Consider the following 20,107-nt stretch of genomic DNA (forward strand, 5'->3'; position numbering starts at 1 on the left):
CGTCAGGACTCTTCGGCGAGGAACAGCTCGAGCAGGGAGTTTAAGAACAGTTTCCCGTGTTCAGTAATCTGCCAGTACGCGTCGCATTCCGTCAGATACCCTTTCGCCAGCGCGGCATCAATCTGTGGTCGAATCACGCTTTCCGGCAAGCCGGTATAAAGCGAAAACTCCGCGCGTGGGGCCGCTTCCAGCAGACGGAAACGGTTCATGAAGAACTCAAAGGGTTTATCGTCTACCGCCACGTCGTGCTGACGTTCCAGATAGCGCCCCTCCATATACCCGCGTGGATGACGGGTTTTCGCGGTACGCAAAATACGCCCGTCAGGGAAAGTCACTTTGCCGTGTGCACCGCAGCCGATACCCAGGTAATCGCCAAAGCGCCAGTAGTTGAGGTTGTGCTGACACTGGTAGCCGGGCTTCGCGTAGGCGGACGTTTCGTACTGCTGATAACCCGCAGCCGTCAGCAGCTGATGGCCTTGTTCGAAAATATCCCACAGGGCGTCGTCGTCGGGCAGGACCGGCGGGCGCGAACCAAACAGGGTATTTGGCTCAATGGTCAGCTGATACCAGGAGAGATGCGGCGGGTTCAGCTCGATAGCCTGGCGCAAATCGTCCAGTGCCTCTTCCAGAGACTGATCGGGCAAGCCGTGCATCAAATCGAGGTTAAAGCTGCGAAGCCCCAGACCGGTTGCCAGGTGCGCCGCCCGTTTCGCCTCTTCCGGGCCGTGAATACGCCCCAGACGCTTGAGCTTAGGCTCGCTAAAGCTCTGTACGCCAATCGAGATACGGTTCACTCCGGCGCGCTGATACTCGATAAAACGATCGGCTTCAACGGTGCCGGGGTTGGCTTCCATTGTGATTTCCGCATCGGCTGCCAGATTCAGGCGCGCACGCACGCCGTCCAGCAGCGTCTGCATCGCCGGGCCAGAAAGCAGGCTCGGTGTACCGCCACCAATAAAAATGGTCTTAACTTCACGTTCCTGTGCGTAAGGTACGTCGGCATCCAGATCGGTCAACAGATGCTGAACGTAGTCGTCATGCGGCACTTCGCCTTTCAGCGCGTGCGAATTGAAATCGCAGTACGGGCATTTCTGCACGCACCACGGGATGTGAATATAAAGACTCAGAGGTGGCAAATTAGCCATTACGTAATGCTTCCAGTAACAGTTTCAACGCGCGTCCACGATGGGAAATCGCGCTTTTTTCTTCGCGGGTCAGTTCCGCTGCGGTTTTGCCCTCAGAGGGGACAAAGAAAATCGGATCGTAGCCAAAGCCGCCATTTCCTGATGATTCGCGGGCAATCACGCCAGGCCAGCTGCCGTGGCAGACAATCGGCGTGGGATCTTCCGCATGACGCATATAGACCAGCACGCAGTGGAACTGCGCCTGGCGCTGCTCGTCCGGCACCGCTTTCAGCGTCTCCAGCAGCTTTTCCAGATTCTGCTGGTCGGTGGCGTCTACGCCAGAATAGCGTGCAGAGTAAATGCCCGGCGCGCCGCCCAGCGCATCCACCGCCAGCCCGGAATCATCCGCGATAGCCGGAAGGCCAGTGACCTGTGCCGCATGACGCGCTTTCAGAATCGCGTTTTCGATAAACGTCAGGCCGGTCTCTTCCGCGGACTCGACGCCCAGCTCAGTCTGCGCGACCACATCCAGACCAAAATCATTTAATAGCGAGGCCAGCTCGCGCACTTTACCGGCGTTACCGGTCGCGAGAACAACTTTCTGCATACGTTAATCCTGTTGTGACAGTGCCGCGACTTCCGTCGGGATGTGTTGCGGGTTGAGGATTTTTACCTGTTTATGACGCCCCAGCTCACCCTTTTCAATGATGACCTGGCTTTTGGCGACGCGAAACTGTTTTGCCAGATATTTGGTCAAATGCGCGTTCGCCTGGCCGTCCACGGGAGGGGCGGTAATGGCGACTTTTAGCTCGTCGCCATGTAATCCCACGATGCTGTCGCGGCTGGCTTTAGGCTGAATATACAGCCGCAAAACCAGCCCGTCGGCGAGGTGACTGACGGCACTCATAGCGCCATCCACAGCCCCGGCAGCAGCATGTTGCCCGTTGACTGTAACAGTTCAGCGATGCCCATGTTCAGGACATACAGCAGCAGCACCAGAATCATCGGCGAAAAATCGATCCCGCCCATGGCTGGCAACAGATTGCGAATAGGGCGCAGGAGCGGCTCCGTCAGTTGAATCATGGCGTATTCAACCGGACTACGACCGCGACTCACCCAGCTCATCACCGCCATCACCAGCAGCACCCAGAAGATCAGCAGGCCAATGGTTTTCAGCAGAATCAGCACCGCTGCGATCCAGATGATCGGCTGGAAGGTGACCACCATAAACAGCACGATAGCTTTGATGATACTGAGCACAAACGCCACCAGCAGAGAGGCGCTGTCGATCGGCCCCATCGGTGGGATAATGCGGCGCAGCGGCCCAATAACAGGTTGTGTGATTTTCACGACAAACTGTGAGAATGGGTTATAAAAATCACAACGAGCCCACTGCATCCAGACGCGTAACAGCAGCGCCATCGTATACAGCTCAATGACCGTTGAGAGCAGGAAAGTCAACGTCTTCATGGCGTTCCTCAGGTTTCCTTATTTTGGGGTGTAATCGCGCGCACCGAAAATGGCTGTACCGATGCGCACCATAGTGCTGCCTGCCGCGATGGCGGCTTCCATATCGTCCGACATGCCCAGTGAAAGCGTGTCTACGGTCGTGTAGCGCGCTTTAAGCGCCTCAAATGCTACAGCCATTTGCTGTGCTACGGCAAACTGCCTGTCGTAACTCGTTTCCGGCGCCGGAATCGCCATCAGCCCGCGCAGGGTCAAACCGGGCAGCTCAGACACCTGTTCGGCCAGCGCATCCAGCTCAGCCAAAGTGATACCAGACTTACTGTTCTCATCGCTAATATTGATTTGAATCAGGATGTTAAGCGGTGCCATGTCGGCAGGGCGTTGATCGCTCAACCGTGTTGCAATGCGCAGACGATCGACCGTATGACACCAGTCAAAATGCTCAGCAACCAGCCGACTTTTGTTCGACTGCAATGGGCCGATAAAGTGCCACTCAAGATTCGTATTCCCGGTTTGCTGGAAATAGCGAATTTTGTCCACACCTTCCTGAACGTAGTTTTCGCCAAAAGCACGCTGCCCTGCGTCGATGGCTTCTGCGATGGCGCTCGCAGGCTTCGTTTTACTCACTGCAAGCAACGAAACTTCTTCTGAAGCACGGCCGCAACGCGTTGCAGCGGCTGAGATTTTGTCCCTGACCTGTGCCAGGTTATGCGCAATGTCGTTCATGAGTCCGAGGATGGTTGTATGGATATGGAAGAAATTGTGGCCCTTAGTGTAAAGCATAATGTCTCGGATCTACACCTGTGCAGCGATTCGCCACCGCGCTGGCGTAGATTAGGCAAACTTGAGCCGGCACCCTTTCCTCCGCCTGATGTCGCGCAGCTGTTAAAAACATGGCTGAATGACGAACAGCAGGGCGCCTGGTGGGCAAATGGACACGTGGATTTCGCGGTGACCTTGCTCAGTGGCAAGCGTCTGCGTGCCAGCGCGTTTGTGCATATCCATGGCGTCTCGCTGACGCTGAGACTTCTGCCGGAGGAGTGCCCGCAGCTCTCAACGCTTGGCGCGCCGCGCGTCATTCCCGATCTGCTCTCCAGTGACAATGGCCTGATTCTGGTGACGGGAGCCACCGGCAGCGGCAAATCCACCACGCTTGCGGCGATGGTGGATTATCTCAACCACTATTCCGACGGCCATATTCTGACGCTGGAAGATCCGGTGGAGTACGTCTATCAAAGCCAGCGGTGCCTGATTCAGCAGCGGGAAATTGGCCTGCACTGCCCGTCATTTGCTCAGGCGCTGCGGGCGGCGCTGCGTGAAGATCCGGATGTCATTTTATTGGGTGAACTGCGCGATAGCGAAACGATCCGCCTGGCGCTCACGGCCGCGGAGACCGGGCATCTGGTGCTGGCGACGCTGCACACGCGCGGGGCGGCTCAGGCCATTGAACGGCTGGTGGACACCTTTCCGGCTGAAGAGAAAGATCCGGTGCGAAACCAACTGGCAGGAAGCCTGCGTGCGGTGCTGGCACAAAAACTGGTACGGGACCTTCAGGGCGGGCGCTTAGCGCTGTTTGAGATGCTGGTGAACACACCGGCGTCGGCCAATCTTATCCGCGAAGGGAAAACCTGGCAGTTGCCCGGTGTAATCCAGACCGGGCAGCAGGCGGGTATGCAGAATTTCGACCAAAGCCTTGCAGAGCGCAAAGCGCAGGGAAGGCTTTAGCGAAATTAAAACCCTTGCTCGAAGTAGCTTTCGAGAATAATCACCGCTGAGGCAGAATCGACGCTACCTTTGTTCAGCGCGCGGAATCCGCCATGCTCAAACAGACCTGCGCGGGCTTCAACGGTGCTCAGACGTTCATCGTGCAGCTTAACGACGACGCCAAAGCGGCCATGGATCTTATTTGCAAACTTGCGCGCACGGGCGGTGAGCGGCTGCTCGGTGCCGTCCATGTTGAGCGGTAGCCCAACGATCACGGCTTCGGGCTGCCACTCTTTCAGCAGGCGCTCGATAATGGCCCAGTCGGGGGTACCGTCCTGAGCTTTGATCGCCGTTAAGGGGCGTGCCGTGCCGGTAATGCGCTGACCAATCGCCACGCCAATACTTCGGGTGCCGAAATCAAAGGAGAGAAGCGTTCCGCTCATTATGCATGCCCCGCCACACCAGGCATGGTCTGGATGTCGATACCAATGAGTTTTGCCGCTTCACGCCAGCGATCGGCGATCGGGGCTTTAAACAGAATATTCAGATCCGCCGGGGCCGTGAGCCACGCGTTATCGAGAATTTCCTGCTCAAGCTGGCCTTTCTCCCAGGAGGAGTAGCCCAGCGCGACCAGCACTTCGGAAGGCTGATTGTGCGTGCCGAGGGTTTCCAGAACGTCGCGCGAAGTGGTGATCACCGTATTATCGGAAACGCGAATGCTGGAGGAGAAACCCGGAGGCGTATGCAAAATAAAGCCGCGATCTTCTGCCAGCGGGCCACCGAGCATCACCGGCTTATCCAGGCGGATTTCCGGGGCGCGCTCTTCAGGCGTGATCTTGAGCTTCTCAAGAATGCCCTCGATTTGCAGGTTTTCCAGCGGTTTGTTGATGATAATCCCCATTGCGCCGTCTTCGCTGTATTCACAGATATACACGACAGCTCGACGGAAAATCGGGTCCTGGAGAGCAGGCATGGCAATAAGAAAGTGATGCTGTAAATTCATTGTCAGAGGTTCTGATTCCTGGTTTAAAAAGCGACAAGGCCCAGTATGCGGAGAAAGCTGGGCCTTGTCACTATTGACATCGCCGCAGGTGAATGACCGGCGGCATGTGCGAGAGCGTTACTGCTTCAGACGTTTTTCAATCGCGTCCATCAGCATACCGGTAATCGAGACCGGGAACTCGGCTTCGATTTCGCGGATACAGGTCGGGCTGGTGACGTTCACTTCCGTCAGACGGTCGCCGATAATATCCAGACCGACAAAAATCAGCCCTTTGGCCTTCAGCATCGGGCCGACGCGGCGCGCGATTTCCCAGTCGCTTTCCGTCAGCGGGCGCGGCTCGCCACGGCCACCGGCCGCCAGATTGCCACGCGTTTCGCCGCCCTGCGGAATACGCGCCAGGCAATAAGGTACCGGCTCGCCATCAACGACCAGCACGCGTTTATCGCCGTCCACAATAGCCGGTATATAGTTCTGCGCCATGCAGTAGCGGGTGCCGTGCTCGGTCAGGGTTTCAGCAATAACGCCGAGGTTTGGATCGCCTTCTTTCACGCGGAAGATCGACGCGCCGCCCATTCCGTCCAGCGGCTTCAGAATGATATCGCCATGTTTCTGCCAGAAAGCTTTCAGCTGTGCTTTATTACGGGTGACGAGCGTTTCTGGCGTCAGGTCAGAGAACCAGGCGGTATAAAGCTTCTCGTTACAGTCGCGCAGGCTCTGCGGTTTGTTAACAATCAGCGTGCCTTTCTCTTCTGCGCGCTCAAGAATATAGGTGCAGTAGATGAATTCGGTGTCGAACGGGGGATCTTTACGCATCAGGATCACATCGAGTTCGGCGAGGGGAATGTCCTGCTCAGATCCGAATTCGTACCATTTATCGTAATTTTGCTCGACGTTCACGATGCGCGTCCGCGCGCGGGCTTCACCATTATTCAGGTACAGATCGGCCATCTCCATGTAATGAAGCTGGTAGCCGCGACGCTGTGCTTCCAGCAGCATAGCGAAGCTGGAATCTTTCTTGATGTTAATGCTTGCGATGGGGTCCATCACGATGCCGAGCTTGATCATTGTTCTTCTCCGTTAATGCTTCAACCCAGATCGCCAAAACGCACCTGGAGTGCAGTGATGGCTGTGAGTGCAGTCGTCTCAGTACGTAGAACGCGAGGTCCCAACAGAATATCAGTAAATTCATAACGTGCGGTCATGGCAATTTCGTCTGCCGACAACCCGCCTTCCGGGCCGATCAGCAGTCGCACGCTTTCCACCGGCAGCGGCAGCGTATTAATGCTGGCGCTGGCGCGCGGGTGAAGATTAAGCTTTAAGCCGCTCTCTTGTTCGGCACACCACGCCTCTAAATCCATGGGCGGGCGGATCGTCGGAATGCGGTTGCGGCCGCACTGTTCGCACGCGGAGATGGCGATTTTCTGCCATTGCTGAATCTTTTTGTTCAGACGTTCAGCATCCAGTTTAACGCCACAGCGCTCAGAAAAAAGTGGCGTAATGAGGCTTACACCCAGTTCGATCGATTTCTGAATGGTGAATTCCATTTTTTCACCGCGCGACATCACCTGGCCCAGATGGATATGCAGCGGGGATTCGCGGTCATCCACTTCGCCTCGCAACACATTCACCTGCACACTCTTTTTATCGGCGCGAGTGATTTCGGCGTCGAACACCTGGTTGCTGCCGTTGAAAAGCTGCACGGCCTGGCCCGCGCCCATGCGCAATACGCGGCCTACATGGTTCGCGGCTTCGTCGGAGAGGGCGATTTCGTGGCCTGCGGTGATCGGTTCAGGGTGATAGATGCGAGGGATGCGCATAGTCAGTATTCCATCTAAAACTTCCCACTCCCTTAAAGAGTGGGCGAAGTGAGGGGTAAAATAGCAATTGCCGCTAGTGTAGGTTAGCTCTTTTGCGCCTGGCAAGCCCGCTGCACGTACGGGTTGTGATTCCCCTGGACTTTGGCGATGCGGTTATCGCGCTCACACTCCCAGTCGGTGACCGGATACAGCTTATCCCAGGCGTTAAAAAGCTGGGTTTGTTGGCGGGAGAGGTTCAGGTCGTAGCGATCGCGCATATAGAAGTAGGTGCGGGCGATACTGCCGCGCGCGCGGGCTGGCGGCTCGGCCACTTTCTCTTTGAAATCGACTTTCATTGTGCACTGGCCGTACTGACCTTCGCCGCCGTTCCACTGGCTGTACATGAAGTTGGCGCGGTCGCCGTTGACCTCACCCACGGCGGGCTGCAGGTTGTGCATATCACTTTCAATCTGGCGATAGACGGGATCTTTGGCGCAGTTTTTACGCCCGCCATCCTGCCAGCACTGGCGCTGATGGCCGAACTGCCATGCCGGCACCACGTGTTCCCATTCGATACGGTTGGCGCGGTTTTCATTTTTACGCACTTTGTAGCCGCAGGATTCGAGGTCAACGACCCCTTTTTTGCCCTGCCAGTTAATTTTACATCCGCAGTAGAAATCACCCGGCGCGTCGGCGTTCACTTTGACGCCTGCGGCTTTTGCCTGGGAAAAACTGTTAATACCTTCGGCCAGCGCAGGGCCTGCGAGCACCGTCGCCAGAAAGGCAACAGCGAAAGAATAGTGACGGGACATCTCAAACTCCGTGTCAAAACGAGCCCGCAACGTAGCGAAAGATGTTCCAGTATGCAATCAGTCAGATCAGGAAAGTTCCTGATTGTTCAATTGATTATTCTGCGACCAGCGGCTCGCCGCATTTTACGCAGCGGTAGATGGCCTCGCCGCGTACCACACGATTATGTCTGCGAACGGTCAGCTGGTGCTGCTGGCACTGGCAGTGGTAGGGGAAGGTATTTCGCCGCACCGATTCCAGCTCAAACTGGTGCGTACGGCGGGCGGGAACACCCAGCACCGCTTCCATCATCCATTTCCACTCTTTGCCATGTGGAGCCACGCGGCCAAAGTGTTTCCACACCAGCAGATGCGCCAGCTCATGAGGGACAACTTCGTCGATAAATGCCTGCTGGTTTTCCATCATCAGCACTGGATTGAGACGGATCTCGTAGGATTCCAGCCAGGCGGTGCCCGCCGACGTCCCGCGCTGCTGATAGACCAGTTTAGGTTCAGGGTAATTTCGCCCGAGCTTCAGGTTGGCCTGCGCGAGTTTATCCCGCAATGCGCGCATAACGGCTTGCTGGAGGGCGATGGGAAGACGTGGGGTTTTCATAGGGCCAGAGGATAATGCGGTGGATATAAACAGTAAAGCCTTCTCCGGTGGAGAAGGCTTTTCGTGTATTACCCTCTCCCCGTGTAATGGGGGAGGGCATCAGGCCACAATAATCTTAGTTCTGCGCCCCAATCTCACGCAGTGGACGGCCTTTCATCAGGTTGCGTTCGATATGTTCCAGAGAGACGTGTTTGGTTTCCGGAACCAGCCACAGTGTCAGAACAATAAAGAACAGGTTCAGACCGCCGTATACCCAGAAGGTATTGGCATTGCCGAGGGTATTCAGCATGGTCAGGAACGTTGCGCCGACGATCATGTTGGCAATCCAGTTCGTGGCCGTTGAGCAGGTGATACCAAAATCACGCCCTTTCAGCGGCTGGATTTCGGAACACAGCACCCAAATCAGCGGACCGGCACTCATCGCAAAACCGACGATAAACATCAGCAGCATCGCGACGGCAAAGTACTGCGCGGTCGCGGAGTGAATGCCCATATGCATCATGGTCCCCAGCACGCCCATCCCGATAGCCATCACCAGGAAACCTAAGGTCAGCGTTGGCTTACGGCCCCAACGGTCAACCAGACCGATTGCGATAAAGGTCGCCAGCACGTTGGTCAGACCAACGATCACGGTGCCCCACATCTGCTCGGTGGTGTTGGTATACCCGGCCAGCTCAAAGATTTTTGGCGCGTAGTACATGATGACGTTCATCCCGGTGAACTGCTGCATCACCTGTAGCAGCACACCGAGGAACACCGCGCGACGGAAGTTGCTGTTCTCTTTAAACAGCGCCCAGCCGGTCTGTTTGACCTTCAGGCTTTCGCGGATCTCATCAAGCTCGTTTTTGGCTTCAGCACTGGTATCACGCAGGCGCATCAGAACGCGTTCCGCATCATGGAAGCGACGTTTCGCGGCGTACCAGCGCGGGCTGTCCGGCAGGAAGAAGACACCGATCAGCAGCAAAATGGCCGGGATGATAATCACGCCCAGCATCCAGCGCCAGGCGCCGCTGTAGCTGAAGGCCGTATCGGAAAGGTACGCGCCAAGAATACCGATGGTGATCATCAGCTGATACATGGAGATCATGCTGCCGCGAATTTTCTCTGGCGCGATTTCAGACAGATACAGTGGGGCAGTGTACGACGCCACGCCAACCGCCAGACCGAGCAGTACGCGGGAGATGATCAGCACTTCGACGTTAGGTGCGGCGGCGGAGCAGAGTGAACCGGCGACAAACAGAATCGCGCCGATCATCAGGCTCTTTTTACGTCCGAGACGGTAGGAGAGCCAGCCGCTGCCAACGGCACCGACGGCAGCGCCGAACATCATGGAGCTCACCACCCATTCCTGGGTATGTGGGCTGATCTGGAATTCATCGGTGATGAAGGGTAAAGCACCGGCAATGACGCCGATATCCAGGCCGAAAAGAAGTCCTGCCAGGGCTGCGAGGAAGCAGACAAAGAATGTCATCGCCTTGTTGGACGTACGCCCCTGTTTATTATTGTCAGGCATTATGCCCTCCAGTTGGGTTATCAGTTTTATCGATGTAAAGGGTAGGTTAGTACGGCGTAAAAATATGTGACGCTACTCACATTGGTGTAATCGGTTACACTCACTTATAACTGTCAGTTTTATTAAAGCTCTGAAAATATAGTGTTAATTCTGTTGATGTGCATCCCGTTTAACGCAGTTTCAGACTTAACTGAAATGAAATGTAACAGCAGATGAAGGCAGAACATGCAAAGAGATTATTCTGAAAGAAGTGCTTTTATCGCGTGGTGTAAGCGGTTTCAATAGGAGTGGTTTGCCGGGTGGCGGCGGTCTCTAACGCGTACAGGCGTTAAAGAAATGTAGCTCACAAAAGCGAAGCGCGGGCGGGCAAAATTCCGGGAGCAGAAATGCAAAAGGCCAGCACGAGGCTGGCCTTTAAAAACGCTATCAGTCGCTAATTACAGACCGGCAGCGTCACGCAGCAGGGCGGCTTTGTCGGTTTTTTCCCATGGGAAATGTTCGCGACCAAAGTGACCGTATGCAGCGGTTTCTTTGTAGATTGGGTGCAGCAGATCCAGCATCTGGATCAGGCCGTATGGACGCAGGTCGAAGAACTCGCGCACCAGCAGGGTCAGCTGTTCGGTAGAGATTTTCTCGGTACCGAACGTTTCAACCATGATGGAGGTAGGTTCTGCCACGCCGATTGCGTAGGAAACCTGAATTTCACAACGATCTGCCAGGCCCGCAGCCACGATGTTTTTCGCCACATAACGTGCAGCGTACGCAGCAGAACGGTCAACTTTAGACGGATCTTTACCGGAGAACGCGCCGCCACCGTGACGAGCCATGCCGCCGTAGGTATCAACGATAATCTTACGACCGGTCAGACCGCAGTCGCCCATTGGGCCACCAATAACAAAACGGCCGGTTGGGTTGATGTGGTACTTGGTGGAGGCATTCAGCCATTCTGCAGGCAGAACCGGCTTGATGATCTCTTCCATGACCGCTTCCTGCAGCGTTTTCAGCGAAACGTCTTCGGAGTGCTGAGTCGACAGTACGACCGCGTCGATACCGACGATTTTGCCGTCGTCATACTGGAAAGTGATCTGGCTTTTTGCATCCGGACGCAGCCACGGCAGCGCGCCGTTTTTACGCACTTCAGCCTGACGCTGCACCAGACGGTGCGCGTAAGTGATGGGTGCAGGCATCAGCACGTCGGTTTCGTTGGTTGCGTAGCCAAACATCAGGCCCTGGTCGCCAGCACCTTGCTCAAGCGGATCGGTACGATCGACGCCCTGATTGATGTCCGGGGACTGTTTGCCAATTGCGCTTAATACGGCGCAAGAGTTGGCATCAAAGCCCATATCAGAATGCACGTAGCCGATTTCACGCACGGTGTTACGGGTGATCTCTTCGATATCAACCCATGCACTGGTGGTGATCTCACCACCTACCAGAACCATGCCCGTTTTGACATAGGTTTCGCACGCCACGCGCGCTTTAGGATCCTGCTCCAGGATCGCATCCAGCACTGCATCGGAGATTTGGTCAGCGATTTTATCAGGATGCCCTTCTGATACAGACTCGGACGTAAACAGGTGTTTTGCCATGTTTTATTTCACCTAAGGATAATTTGGTAAGCTCAAACTGCTGTGCGGAATGGCCGTAGAAGACGATTCTACCAAGACCGGCAGGTAAATGACACCGGCAGTCTGAGTGTTAATCAGTATAGATGGATTAACATCTGGACGGCTATTTTAGGTCACTTCTTCGCCCGATTTCCAGTTTTTTTTGACTAAGGTCTCACTGTGCTGAAAACGCAGGTGGAAATTTTTCCTGACGGGACTGGCAAGGCGCGCATTTATACTTTGCATTTTGGGAGTGATGTGGGTATAAAACGCGGCGCGCGGCTCATACAAAAAAGCGCTCGATGATTTCATCGTGTCGCCACTTCCAGCCGGGTTGAGCAGTGAACACTTAGCTTTGGCTTGAGGTTCGTCTTCTGAAGGCGGCCGTGGAGGTGATACCCGATAATGAACTCTCGTTTTCCGCTAACTCAGTTACGCTGTTCTGGCGTGCGTCTGTTTCCCGCAACTCGCATTTCTAATCTGCAAACCTGCCGATGTTATACCCATTTCGGTGCTTCTCAGGATTCCAGGGCCGGTCATCCGCTTTGTGAAAACTGAACAAGGGCGCTCTTGTTAATTCAGGAGTTATCTCGTGGTTTCGCCGAACCTTGTCATACAGAGTTCGGTTACGTGTTTTACAATGATATGAATAAGAAACCGGTCGCACGGTCTGAATTTCAGCACACTCTGCTGGAATGCGGGGCCGTTTATGGGTTGTTATCGCGGTGTGACACTGCGATAGTAGTCAACTGTTTTACACTTAATACAAAGAGTTGAGGTTCGCTATGTCTGACGACATGTCTTCGGTTTCGCCTTCGTCAGCGGGCGGACAGGGTGTACTACGTTCTATGCAGGAGGTTGCGATGAGCTCCGAAGAGGCCAGCAAGATGCTGCGCACATACAATATTGCCTGGTGGGGTAATAACTACTACGACGTCAACGAACTGGGCCATATCAGCGTTTGCCCTGATCCTGACGTACCGGAAGCTCGCGTGGATCTTGCCAAACTGGTGAAAGCGCGCGAAGCGCAAGGGCAACGTCTGCCTGCACTGTTCTGCTTCCCGCAGATCCTGCAACACCGTTTGCGCTCCATTAATGCGGCGTTCAAGCGCGCGCGTGAGTCTTATGGATACAAGGGCGACTACTTCCTGGTCTATCCAATCAAGGTAAACCAGCACCGTCGTGTCATTGAATCGCTGATCCATTCCGGTGAACCACTGGGTCTGGAAGCCGGTTCTAAAGCGGAACTGATGGCGGTACTGGCGCACGCCGGTATGACGCGCTCGGTGATCGTCTGTAACGGTTATAAAGACCGTGAATACATTCGTCTGGCGCTGATTGGCGAGAAGATGGGCCACAAGGTCTATCTGGTTATCGAGAAGATGACGGAAATCGCCATTGTGCTGGAAGAGGCCGAGCGTCTGAACGTGGTGCCGCGCCTGGGCGTGCGTGCGCGTCTGGCTTCGCAAGGCTCCGGTAAATGGCAGTCCTCCGGCGGCGAAAAATCCAAATTCGGTCTGGCGGCGGGGCAGGTTCTGCAGCTGGTGGAAATGCTGCGCGAACGCGGGCGTCTGGACAGTATCCAGCTTCTGCACTTCCACCTCGGTTCGCAGATGGCCAATATTCGCGATATCGCCACGGGCGTACGTGAATCGGCTCGCTTCTATGTCGAGCTGCATAAGCTTGGCGTCAACATTGAGTGCTTCGATGTCGGCGGCGGTCTGGGTGTGGACTACGAAGGAACGCGCTCGCAGTCTGACTGCTCCGTGAACTACGGCCTGAACGAGTACGCGAACAACATTATCTGGGCGATTGGTGATGCCTGTGAAGAGAACGGTTTGCCGCATCCAACGGTGATCACCGAGTCTGGCCGTGCGGTTACCGCGCACCATACGGTGCTGGTTTCCAATATTATCGGTGTTGAACGCAGCGAGAATACGGAAGCGACGCCACCGCAGGACGATGCGCCTCGTGCTCTGCAAAACATGTGGGAAACCTGGCAGGAGATGCATGAGCCGGGCACCCGTCGCTCCCTGCGTGAATGGCTGCACGACAGCCAGATGGATCTGCATGACATTCACGTCGGCTATTCATCAGGCACCTTTAGCCTGCAGGAACGCGCGTGGGCAGAGCAGCTGTATCTGAATATGTGCCACGAAGTGCAGAAACAGCTCGACCCGAGCAACCGTGCGCACCGTCCGATTATCGACGAACTGCAGGAACGTATGGCGGATAAGATTTACGTCAACTTCTCGCTGTTCCAGTCGATGCCGGATGCCTGGGGTATCGATCAGCTGTTCCCGGTACTGCCGCTGGAAGGGCTGAATCATGCGCCGGAACGTCGCGCAGTGCTGCTGGACATCACCTGTGATTCCGACGGCGCTATCGATCACTACGTGGACGGCGACGGGATTGCCACCACCATGCCAATGCCGGAGTACGATCCTGAGAACCCGCCAATGCTGGGCTTCTTTATGGTCGGTGCGTATCAGGAAATTTTAGGCAACATGCACAACCTGTTCGGTGATACCGAAGCGGTTGACGTCTTTGTCTTCCCTGACGGCAACGTCGAAGTGGAGCTTTCCGACGAGGGCGACACCGTGGCGGACATGCTGGAATACGTGCAGCTGGATCCGAAAAAACTGCTGACTCAGTTCCGCGATCAGGTGAAAAACACCGATCTGGACGCTGCGCTGCAGCAACAGTTCCTGGAAGAGTTTGAAGCGGGTCTGTACGGGTATACCTATCTGGAAGACGAGTAACCGTTAATGCCCGGTGGCGCTGCGCTTATCGGGCCTACGGGATACTTGAACCTGTACGAATTAACGGCGATAATTCGCACCAACATGCAGTTTCCGAATCAATCCCTTCCTCGTCGGGTTTAACGACGCGGAGGGGATTTTTTTTCATCTATTTTTAATGCATCGACTCTACATGAGGTCAGGACATGAGCACTTTAGGTCATCAGTACGACAACTCTCTGGTATCTAACGCGTTTGGTTTTTTACGTCTCCCGATGAACTTCCAGCCGTACGACAGCGACGCTGACTGGGTGATCACCGGCGTTCCGTTTGATATGGCAACCTCCGGTCGTGCCGGTGGCCGTCACGGTCCGGCGGCCATTCGTCAGGTCTCTACCAACCTGGCCTGGGAGCACAACCGTTTCCCGTGGAACTTCGATATGCGTGAGCGCCTGAACGTCGTCGACTGCGGCGATCTGGTGTATGCCTTCGGCGACGCACGTGAAATGAGCGAAAAACTGCAGGCGCACGCAGAAAAACTGCTGGCTGCCGGTAAGCGCATGCTCTCCTTCGGCGGTGACCACTTTGTGACGCTGCCGCTGCTGCGCGCGCACGCGAAACATTTCGGTAAAATGGCGCTGGTGCATTTCGATGCCCACACCGACACCTACGCGAACGGCTGCGAGTTTGACCATGGCACCATGTTCTACACCGCGCCGAACGAAGGCCTGATCGATCCAAACCACTCTGTGCAGATCGGTATCCGTACTGAATTCGACAAAGACAACGGCTTCACCGTGCTGGACGCCTGCCAGGTGAACGATCGCGGCGTGGACGACATTATCGCGCAGGTGAAGCAGATTGTCGGCGACATGCCTGTCTACCTGACCTTTGATATCGACTGCCTGGACCCCGCGTTTGCACCGGGCACCGGTACGCCGGTCATTGGTGGCCTGACGTCTGACCGTGCGATCAAACTGGTTCGCGGCCTGAAAGACCTGAACATCGTGGGGATGGACGTGGTAGAAGTGGCGCCAGCGTACGATCAGTCTGAAATCACGGCTCTGGCCGCTGCAACACTGGCGCTGGAAATGCTGTACATTCAGGCAGCCAAAAAAGGCGAGTAATCGGGCTGTTTGACTCGCCATTTTGAAACCGGGCAGTGCCCGTCACCCTCACGTACTCCCGGGTGACGGTGCGCTGCCCGTGTCGTTACTGGCTTTTCTGAAGGGGATTATTTGATCCCGTCTGCCGCCATGCGATCGCGGATATGCTGCGCACGCTCTGCGGACGCCGGGTGATCGTCAAACATTGAGCTTTGACGGCCTTCTTCCAGCTTTGCCAGTTTCTCAAAGCTGGTGGCTAAGCCTGACGGATTGATCCCGCGTTTGCGTAACAGATCGTAGGAGTAGTCGTCCGCTTCTGATTCCTGACGTTGGGAGAACTGGGAGTTAACCAGTTTTTCGCCCACATCGCCCAGCTGGGATTGGGACAGACTGCCAACGATACCGCCTGCAGAGGCTGCCGCCGCACGCACGGCATTGGTGCCGAGCGCCACCTGCATACCTTTCTTCACGTGGCCGAGTGCGACGTGGCCCATTTCATGGCCGATCACCGCTTCGACTTCGTTGTCCGTCATCATGTCCATCAGCCCGCTGTAAACGCGGATACAGCCGTTCGCCATCGCAAACGCGTTCACGTCTTTCGCCATATAGACTTTGTAATTCACTGCCTGGCCATTGATGTTATCGCCCAGCGCGGCGGCAATCTTGTTCAGACGCTGCGCGTAAGTGCTACTGGCCGGTGCGATGGTCGCTTTTCCGTCCATCTCTTTACACGCCTGGTCGCTCAGCGCGACGACCTGCGCATCGCTCAGGGAATAAGCCTGGAAGGCTTCTGCGCCAGAGCTCATCAGACCGTTTGAATCCATATTCTGACAACCGCTCAGCAGGAGCGTCGTACCCAGGGCCAGCACTATTGCACGCATTTTCATGATGTTGCTTCCGTACTCGTTAACTGAAAAAAGTCTGAAAAATGCTCCGGCAGCGAAGCCGCAGTCGCGCTAAGTATAAGGAATATCTGGAGCCCCGGGCGAGTAGATTGCGCAACATGCGAGCGTGATCCAGAGATTTCTTAAAGGGCAAAAGAATGCTCCATGTACATGCTTTGTCGCTTGGGTTACATTGTTGGCACTTTTTTCTGGCATAGCCCAAAACGCGCTGTCGTCAAGGGCGCGGCCTTTAACAGTCCGATCTGGAGTTAAAATGTCCTCACGTAAAGAGCTTGCTAATGCTATTCGTGCGCTGAGCATGGACGCAGTACAGAAAGCCAAATCCGGTCACCCGGGTGCCCCTATGGGTATGGCTGACATTGCCGAAGTCCTGTGGCGTGATTTCCTGAACCATAACCCGCAGAACCCATCTTGGGCTGACCGCGACCGCTTCGTGCTGTCCAACGGCCACGGCTCTATGCTGATCTACAGCCTGCTGCACCTCACGGGTTATGCGCTGCCAATCGAAGAGCTGAAGAACTTCCGTCAGCTCCACTCCAAAACCCCAGGTCACCCGGAAGTGGGTTATACCGCGGGCGTTGAGACCACAACCGGTCCACTGGGTCAGGGTATTGCGAATGCGGTCGGTATGGCGATTGCAGAGAAAACGCTGGCGGCGCAGTTCAACCGTCCAGGTCACGATATCGTTGATCACTTCACCTACGCTTTCATGGGCGACGGCTGCATGATGGAAGGCATTTCTCACGAAGTGTGCTCCCTGGCCGGTACTCTGAAACTGGGTAAACTGGTTGCGTTCTACGACGACAACGGCATCTCCATTGATGGTCACGTTGAAGGCTGGTTCACTGACGACACCGCAAAACGTTTCGAAGCCTACGGCTGGCACGTTGTGCGTGGTGTTGACGGCCACGATGCAGACGCGATTAAACGTGCAGTAGAAGAAGCGCGTGCCGTGACTGACAAACCATCCCTGCTGATGTGCAAAACCATCATCGGTTTCGGTTCTCCAAACAAAGCGGGTACTCACGATTCTCACGGCGCACCGCTGGGCGACGCAGAAATTGCACTGACCCGCGAACAGCTGGGCTGGAAATACGCGCCATTTGAAATCCCGTCTGAGATTTACGCTCAGTGGGATGCCAAAGAAGCAGGCCAGGCGAAAGAGTCCGTCTGGAATGAGAAATTCGCAGCTTACGCAAAAGCCTTCCCGCAGGAAGCGGCAGAATTCACCCGTCGTATGAAAGGTGACATGCCGGAAGATTTCGACGCGAAAGCGAAAGAGATCATCGCTAAGCTGCAAGCTAACCCGGCTAAAATTGCCAGCCGTAAAGCGTCTCAGAATGCGATCGAAGCTTTCGGTCCACTGCTGCCAGAATTCCTCGGCGGCTCTGCTGACCTGGCACCGTCTAACCTGACGATCTGGTCTGGTTCTAAAGCGATCAACGAAGATACCGCCGGTAACTACATCCATTACGGTGTGCGTGAATTCGGTATGACCGCCATTGCGAACGGTATCTCTCTGCACGGTGGCTTCCTGCCGTACACCTCTACCTTCCTGATGTTCGTAGAATATGCGCGTAATGCCGTGCGTATGGCTGCGCTGATGAAACAGCGTCAGGTAATGGTCTATACCCATGACTCTATCGGTCTGGGCGAAGATGGCCCGACTCACCAGCCGGTTGAGCAGGTGGCTTCTCTGCGCGTGACCCCGAACATGTCCACATGGCGTCCATGTGACCAGGTTGAGTCTGCGGTAGCGTGGAAATATGGCGTTGAGCGTCAGGACGGTCCAACCGCGCTGATTCTCTCTCGTCAGAACCTGGCACAGCAGGATCGTACCGAAGAGCAGCTGGCTAACATCGCTCGCGGTGGTTACGTGCTGAAAGACTGCGCAGGTCAGCCACAGCTGATTATCATCGCGACCGGTTCTGAAGTTGAGCTGGCGGTTGCTGCGTGGGATCAACTGTCTGCAGAAGGCGTGAAAGCGCGCGTGGTCTCCATGCCGTCTACCGACGCGTTCGACAAACAGGATGCGGCTTACCGTGAATCCGTACTGCCGAAAGCCGTTTCTGCGCGCGTGGCTGTGGAAGCGGGTATCGCTGACTACTGGTTCAAATACGTGGGCCTGAACGGCGCCATCGTCGGTATGACCACCTTCGGCGAATCTGCACCTGCAGAACTGCTGTTCGAAGAGTTTGGCTTCACCGTTGAGAACGTAGTCGCGAAAGCGAAAGAACTGCTGTAATCGCGTAAACGCCCGGCGGCGAGAGTCTTGCCGGGCGCTATAAAAAAACCAGGTGGGTAGCAATACCGCCTGGTTTTTTTATGGGGAAAAACTGCCGAAGGAAGAGAGTAGCCTTTAATTTGCGCACTGAGGGTCCAAACGTGGCGCCTGTACTTTGCGATAGTCGCACAGTGGACCTGACGCCACGGATGACGACCAGGGCGAATATGTTTTCGCCGGAGTGGAATAATTCCGCGGAAAATGGCCGAAGAAATGTGACGCAAGTCAGATAAATGGCGAATCCCTCCGGGCGAACGTTCCTTTTATTCCCCGTTTCGCTTATTCTTGCTGAAGCGTTTCAGTCGATTAAATGTTCGACAATTGACCAATCAGTCGCAGTTTGTGACAGGCAAGGATTCCCCTCTGAGCGTAGCTGGATTACTCTTTCAGCCACCTCAATCTCAGGGATAGCCTTGCAGGAGACCTATGACCGTAAGCGTAGCGATTAATGGCTTTGGTCGCATCGGACGTAACGTGGTTCGCGCATTATATGAATCAGGACGTCGGGCGGAAATCACCGTAGTGGCTGTCAATGAACTGGCAGACGCGGCGGGTATGGCGCATTTGTTGAAATACGATACCAGCCATGGGCGCTTTGCCTGGGATGTACGCCAGGAAAGAGAGCAACTGTTCGTCGGCGATGATGTGATTCGCGTCCTGCATGAGCGCAGCATTGACGCGCTGCCGTGGCGTGAATTGGGTGTGGATGTGGTGCTGGATTGTACCGGCGTGTACGGCAATCGCGAACACGGCGAGGCGCATCTGGCAGCAGGCGCGAAGAAAGTCCTGTTTTCCCATCCCGGTGGTCACGATCTCGACGCAACCGTCGTCTACGGCGTGAACCATCTTGAGCTGCAAGCCGAACACCGTATTGTCTCTAATGCCTCCTGCACCACAAACTGCATTATTCCGGTCATCAAACTGCTAGACGATGCGTATGGCATCGAATCGGGCACAGTAACCACGATTCACTCCGCCATGCACGATCAGCAGGTTATCGACGCGTATCACCCGGACTTGCGTCGCACACGTGCGGCGAGTCAGTCAATCATTCCGGTGGATACGAAACTGGCGGCCGGAATTACCCGAATTTTTCCGCAGTTTAACGACCGTTTTGAAGCCATTGCGGTTCGCGTGCCGACCATAAATGTCACCGCGATTGACCTCAGTGTCACGGTTAAAAAACCGGTAAAAGCCAGTGAAGTCAACCTGTTGCTGCAAAAAGCGGCACAGGGTGCATTTCATGGTATAGTTGACTATACGGAATTACCGTTGGTCTCAGTAGATTTTAACCACGATCCGCACAGTGCCATTGTCGATGGTACACAGACGCGGGTCAGCGGTGCTCACCTCATCAAAACGCTGGTGTGGTGCGATAATGAATGGGGCTTTGCTAACAGGATGCTCGACACCACGTTAGCCATGGCCGCACAAGGTTTCAGGTAGGGCGCAA

The 20,107-nt window shown here is 55.3% G+C and carries 20 protein-coding genes; 6 read left to right on the forward strand and 14 right to left on the reverse strand.

Going from position 1 to position 20,107, the window contains the following annotated elements; all coding sequences use genetic code 11:
• Positions 1–2 precede the first annotated feature (2 nt).
• From hemW to DAI21_RS08710, 5 genes are read right to left on the reverse strand one after another with little or no spacing between them, the layout of a single operon-like run.
• Positions 3–1,145, reverse strand: coding sequence for a radical SAM family heme chaperone HemW (hemW, locus tag DAI21_RS08690; protein WP_107702880.1), 1,143 nt, complete (start codon positions 1,143–1,145; stop codon positions 3–5).
• On the reverse strand, positions 1,138–1,731 hold the full coding sequence (locus DAI21_RS08695) for an XTP/dITP diphosphatase (RefSeq protein WP_100778996.1): 594 nt from the start codon (positions 1,729–1,731) through the stop codon (positions 1,138–1,140). Before DAI21_RS08695 ends, hemW begins: the two co-directional genes overlap by 8 nt.
• Before the next feature lie 3 nt (positions 1,732–1,734).
• On the reverse strand, positions 1,735–2,031 hold the full coding sequence (gene yggU, locus DAI21_RS08700) for a DUF167 family protein YggU (RefSeq protein WP_100778997.1): 297 nt from the start codon (positions 2,029–2,031) through the stop codon (positions 1,735–1,737).
• Entirely contained in the window at positions 2,028–2,594 is a 567-nt protein-coding gene (locus tag DAI21_RS08705; protein WP_100778998.1) for a YggT family protein, read from the reverse strand. Before DAI21_RS08705 ends, yggU begins: the two co-directional genes overlap by 4 nt.
• Before the next feature lie 18 nt (positions 2,595–2,612).
• On the reverse strand, positions 2,613–3,317 hold the full coding sequence (locus tag DAI21_RS08710; RefSeq protein WP_107702881.1) for a YggS family pyridoxal phosphate-dependent enzyme: 705 nt from the start codon (positions 3,315–3,317) through the stop codon (positions 2,613–2,615).
• An 18-nt stretch (positions 3,318–3,335) separates the two neighbouring features.
• On the opposite strand from DAI21_RS08710, the gene DAI21_RS08715 reads away from it, so the two are divergent.
• On the forward strand, positions 3,336–4,316 hold the full coding sequence (locus tag DAI21_RS08715) for a type IV pilus twitching motility protein PilT (protein ID WP_107702882.1): 981 nt from the start codon (positions 3,336–3,338) through the stop codon (positions 4,314–4,316).
• 5 nt (positions 4,317–4,321) lie between these two features.
• On the opposite strand, the gene ruvX is transcribed toward DAI21_RS08715, so the two are convergent.
• From ruvX to metK, 8 genes are all read right to left on the reverse strand, one after another.
• Positions 4,322–4,738 carry a Holliday junction resolvase RuvX gene (ruvX, locus tag DAI21_RS08720; protein ID WP_100779001.1) on the reverse strand — a complete coding sequence of 139 codons (417 nt, stop codon included), beginning with the start codon at positions 4,736–4,738 and terminating at the stop codon, positions 4,322–4,324.
• Entirely contained in the window at positions 4,738–5,298 is a 561-nt protein-coding gene (locus DAI21_RS08725; protein ID WP_107702883.1) for a YqgE/AlgH family protein, read from the reverse strand. Before DAI21_RS08725 ends, ruvX begins: the two co-directional genes overlap by 1 nt.
• 117 nt (positions 5,299–5,415) lie before the next feature.
• Positions 5,416–6,363: a glutathione synthase gene (gene gshB / locus DAI21_RS08730; protein WP_100779003.1), complete on the reverse strand. Its 948-nt coding sequence runs from the start codon at positions 6,361–6,363 to the stop codon at positions 5,416–5,418.
• Between the two features lie 20 nt (positions 6,364–6,383).
• Positions 6,384–7,115: a 16S rRNA (uracil(1498)-N(3))-methyltransferase gene (rsmE, locus tag DAI21_RS08735; RefSeq protein ID WP_107702884.1), complete on the reverse strand. Its 732-nt coding sequence runs from the start codon at positions 7,113–7,115 to the stop codon at positions 6,384–6,386.
• Between the two features lie 83 nt (positions 7,116–7,198).
• Entirely contained in the window at positions 7,199–7,906 is a 708-nt protein-coding gene (gene endA, locus DAI21_RS08740; RefSeq protein WP_100779005.1) for a deoxyribonuclease I, read from the reverse strand.
• 94 nt (positions 7,907–8,000) lie between these two features.
• A complete protein-coding gene (locus DAI21_RS08745; protein ID WP_107702885.1) occupies positions 8,001–8,498 on the reverse strand; it encodes a SprT family zinc-dependent metalloprotease in 498 nt (165 codons plus the stop codon).
• 115 nt (positions 8,499–8,613) lie between these two features.
• A complete protein-coding gene (locus DAI21_RS08750; protein WP_100779007.1) occupies positions 8,614–10,011 on the reverse strand; it encodes a sugar porter family MFS transporter in 1,398 nt (465 codons plus the stop codon).
• 437 nt (positions 10,012–10,448) lie between these two features.
• Positions 10,449–11,600, reverse strand: coding sequence for a methionine adenosyltransferase (gene metK, locus DAI21_RS08755; RefSeq protein WP_102104710.1), 1,152 nt, complete (start codon positions 11,598–11,600; stop codon positions 10,449–10,451).
• Between the two features lie 663 nt (positions 11,601–12,263).
• Between metK and yqgB the strand changes: the two genes are divergently transcribed.
• The 3 genes from yqgB (at position 12,264) to speB (ending at position 15,486) form a co-directional block, all read left to right on the forward strand.
• On the forward strand, positions 12,264–12,395 hold the full coding sequence (gene yqgB / locus DAI21_RS08765; protein WP_129035190.1) for an acid stress response protein YqgB: 132 nt from the start codon (positions 12,264–12,266) through the stop codon (positions 12,393–12,395).
• 8 nt (positions 12,396–12,403) lie between these two features.
• A complete protein-coding gene (speA, locus tag DAI21_RS08770) occupies positions 12,404–14,380 on the forward strand; it encodes a biosynthetic arginine decarboxylase (protein ID WP_100779009.1) in 1,977 nt (658 codons plus the stop codon).
• Positions 14,381–14,565: 185 nt separating this feature from the next.
• Positions 14,566–15,486, forward strand: a complete 921-nt coding sequence (gene speB, locus DAI21_RS08775; protein ID WP_002434404.1) for an agmatinase — start codon at positions 14,566–14,568, stop codon at positions 15,484–15,486.
• Between the two features lie 107 nt (positions 15,487–15,593).
• Here speB and DAI21_RS08780 read toward each other — a convergent pair whose 3' ends face one another.
• Positions 15,594–16,352 carry a M48 family metallopeptidase gene (locus tag DAI21_RS08780; RefSeq protein WP_100779010.1) on the reverse strand — a complete coding sequence of 253 codons (759 nt, stop codon included), beginning with the start codon at positions 16,350–16,352 and terminating at the stop codon, positions 15,594–15,596.
• Positions 16,353–16,623: 271 nt separating this feature from the next.
• On the opposite strand from DAI21_RS08780, the gene tkt reads away from it, so the two are divergent.
• Both tkt and epd read left to right on the forward strand, forming a co-directional pair.
• On the forward strand, positions 16,624–18,615 hold the full coding sequence (tkt, locus tag DAI21_RS08785) for a transketolase (RefSeq protein WP_102104709.1): 1,992 nt from the start codon (positions 16,624–16,626) through the stop codon (positions 18,613–18,615).
• 465 nt (positions 18,616–19,080) lie between these two features.
• Positions 19,081–20,100, forward strand: coding sequence for an erythrose-4-phosphate dehydrogenase (epd, locus tag DAI21_RS08790; protein WP_107702886.1), 1,020 nt, complete (start codon positions 19,081–19,083; stop codon positions 20,098–20,100).
• The last annotated feature ends 7 nt before the right edge of the window (positions 20,101–20,107 follow it).

Source organism: Lelliottia sp. WB101 (genome assembly GCF_003051885.1).
Lineage (GTDB): Bacteria > Pseudomonadota > Gammaproteobacteria > Enterobacterales > Enterobacteriaceae > Enterobacter > Enterobacter nimipressuralis.

Excerpts from the sequence above, each read along its gene's own strand:
- hemW (WP_107702880.1), bottom strand. The coding sequence starts at position 1,145 with ATGGCTAATTTGCCACCTCTGAGTCTTTATATTCACATCCCGTGGTGC.
- DAI21_RS08695 (WP_100778996.1), bottom strand. The coding sequence starts at position 1,731 with ATGCAGAAAGTTGTTCTCGCGACCGGTAACGCCGGTAAAGTGCGCGAG.
- yggU (WP_100778997.1), bottom strand. The coding sequence starts at position 2,031 with ATGAGTGCCGTCAGTCACCTCGCCGACGGGCTGGTTTTGCGGCTGTAT.
- DAI21_RS08705 (WP_100778998.1), bottom strand. The coding sequence starts at position 2,594 with ATGAAGACGTTGACTTTCCTGCTCTCAACGGTCATTGAGCTGTATACG.
- DAI21_RS08710 (WP_107702881.1), bottom strand. The coding sequence starts at position 3,317 with ATGAACGACATTGCGCATAACCTGGCACAGGTCAGGGACAAAATCTCA.
- DAI21_RS08715 (WP_107702882.1), top strand. The coding sequence starts at position 3,336 with ATGGATATGGAAGAAATTGTGGCCCTTAGTGTAAAGCATAATGTCTCG.
- ruvX (WP_100779001.1), bottom strand. The coding sequence starts at position 4,738 with ATGAGCGGAACGCTTCTCTCCTTTGATTTCGGCACCCGAAGTATTGGC.
- DAI21_RS08725 (WP_107702883.1), bottom strand. The coding sequence starts at position 5,298 with ATGAATTTACAGCATCACTTTCTTATTGCCATGCCTGCTCTCCAGGAC.
- gshB (WP_100779003.1), bottom strand. The coding sequence starts at position 6,363 with ATGATCAAGCTCGGCATCGTGATGGACCCCATCGCAAGCATTAACATC.
- rsmE (WP_107702884.1), bottom strand. The coding sequence starts at position 7,115 with ATGCGCATCCCTCGCATCTATCACCCTGAACCGATCACCGCAGGCCAC.
- endA (WP_100779005.1), bottom strand. The coding sequence starts at position 7,906 with ATGTCCCGTCACTATTCTTTCGCTGTTGCCTTTCTGGCGACGGTGCTC.
- DAI21_RS08745 (WP_107702885.1), bottom strand. The coding sequence starts at position 8,498 with ATGAAAACCCCACGTCTTCCCATCGCCCTCCAGCAAGCCGTTATGCGC.
- DAI21_RS08750 (WP_100779007.1), bottom strand. The coding sequence starts at position 10,011 with ATGCCTGACAATAATAAACAGGGGCGTACGTCCAACAAGGCGATGACA.
- metK (WP_102104710.1), bottom strand. The coding sequence starts at position 11,600 with ATGGCAAAACACCTGTTTACGTCCGAGTCTGTATCAGAAGGGCATCCT.
- yqgB (WP_129035190.1), top strand. The coding sequence starts at position 12,264 with ATGAATAAGAAACCGGTCGCACGGTCTGAATTTCAGCACACTCTGCTG.
- speA (WP_100779009.1), top strand. The coding sequence starts at position 12,404 with ATGTCTGACGACATGTCTTCGGTTTCGCCTTCGTCAGCGGGCGGACAG.
- speB (WP_002434404.1), top strand. The coding sequence starts at position 14,566 with ATGAGCACTTTAGGTCATCAGTACGACAACTCTCTGGTATCTAACGCG.
- DAI21_RS08780 (WP_100779010.1), bottom strand. The coding sequence starts at position 16,352 with ATGAAAATGCGTGCAATAGTGCTGGCCCTGGGTACGACGCTCCTGCTG.
- tkt (WP_102104709.1), top strand. The coding sequence starts at position 16,624 with ATGTCCTCACGTAAAGAGCTTGCTAATGCTATTCGTGCGCTGAGCATG.
- epd (WP_107702886.1), top strand. The coding sequence starts at position 19,081 with ATGACCGTAAGCGTAGCGATTAATGGCTTTGGTCGCATCGGACGTAAC.